The sequence below is a fragment of the Mesorhizobium sp. M2A.F.Ca.ET.037.01.1.1 genome (assembly GCF_003998075.1).
Classification (GTDB): Bacteria; Pseudomonadota; Alphaproteobacteria; order Rhizobiales; family Rhizobiaceae; genus Mesorhizobium.
Map to the genome: position 1 here is coordinate 1 of NZ_RZSA01001308.1, position 1,467 is coordinate 1,467.

Genomic DNA, 1,467 nt, shown 5'->3' on the forward strand with positions numbered 1-1,467 from the left:
GCAAGGAGCGAAGCGACGCGGCGTAGACCCGAGGATCCATTCCGTGACTTCGCAGCGCTGCAGCTGTGCAGAATTCTGCTCCGCTGCGTTCCACGGCTTAGGTCATGGCATGGATTCCAGGGTCTTCGCGACGGAGCTTCGCTCCTGCTTCGCCCTGGAATGACGAGGCTCGCCGACGTCGAGACCGCAGACATTGGCCCTGCCCGGTCGACTGCGTGGCTTCAGGCCCGCCAGTGCCGCCCCGCCGTGTTGACGCCGAACAGCGACGGCGTCCTGGCATAGGCGGCAAGCCCGAGCAGCGCCGCCAGCGGATGGGTGATGACATAGACCGGCATTTCGCGCATCAGCGCGCTGTGCGGCGCCTTGTCCTCGAAGGCGGCGCGGAAATTGCCTTCCTTCAGTGCCGGCACGATTTTTTGCGCGATGCCGCCGGTCAGGAACACACCGCCCCGGCCCATGAACACCAGCGCCAGGTCGCCGGCGGTGCGGCCGAGGCAGGTGACGAACAGCGCCAGCGCCTCCTCGGCGACCGGGTCGGATTTCGCAAGCGCCGCCGCGGTGATCTCGGCCGGCGTGGTGAAGGGCGCCTGCTTGGCATCGGCCTTGGCCACGGCGCGATAGACATTGACCAGCCCGCGCCCGCACAGGATCTGCTCGCCGGAGATGCGGCCTTCGAGCTTGTCGATATGCGGGAACACCTGGAAGTCGCGCGGCGTGCGCGGGCCGATATCCATATGCCCGCCCTCGCCCGGCACCGGGATCCAGTGGTCGAGCGCATAGATCAGTCCGGCGACGCCAAGGCCGGTGCCGGGGCCGAGCACGACGCGGCTCGCATTGGGTTCCGGCGTGCCTCCGCCGATCTTTTCCATATGCTCCTCGCCGAGCGCCACGACCGCCAGCGCCTGCGCCTCGAAATCGTTGAGCACCACGACCTCGCTCAGGCCCAGATTGGCGATCATTTGCCGGGGCTTCACGACCCAGGGGCAGTTGGTGAGCGGAATCTCGTCGCCGTCGACCGGCCCGGCGATCGCCAGCACCGCCGAGTTCGGCTGGATGGACGAGCGGTCGAGCACCGCCGCCTGGATCGCGTCGTCGATGGTCTTGAAATTCGCCGTCTGGACGATCTGCGGCTCGGTCGCCTCGGAATTAGCGTCGAGCACGATCGAGAAGCGCGCATTGGTGCCGCCAATGTCGCCGATCAGGACCGGAAACCGCAGTCCCTTCTCGTCTTCGCCTGCCATGCTCGTGATCGTCCTCGTTGCGGCGCCACTGCGCCGTTTCAATCGATTGACTAGCGCATGACCCCGGAAAGGGGAAGCCCGCTTCGGCGTCAGTTCCCCGGTCTAGGCCTTGGCAGCGGAATGCCGATCTTGGGCGTCGGCGCGAAAGCGCTCGCCGCCGCCGGCATCGCGGCATTGCCGCTGGAGATCGTGTCCGCCGGCTCGGTCGGCTGCGGTTCCGCCACGG

1 protein-coding gene is annotated in these 1,467 nt (G+C 67.4%); it reads right to left on the minus strand.

Going from position 1 to position 1,467, the window contains the following annotated elements; genetic code table 11:
- Window positions 1–221 precede the first annotated feature (221 nt).
- Complete coding sequence (locus EOA27_RS36220) at window positions 222–1,241, minus strand: glucokinase (protein ID WP_127258699.1); 1,020 nt, start codon at window positions 1,239–1,241, stop codon at window positions 222–224.
- Window positions 1,242–1,467: the final 226 nt, after the last annotated feature.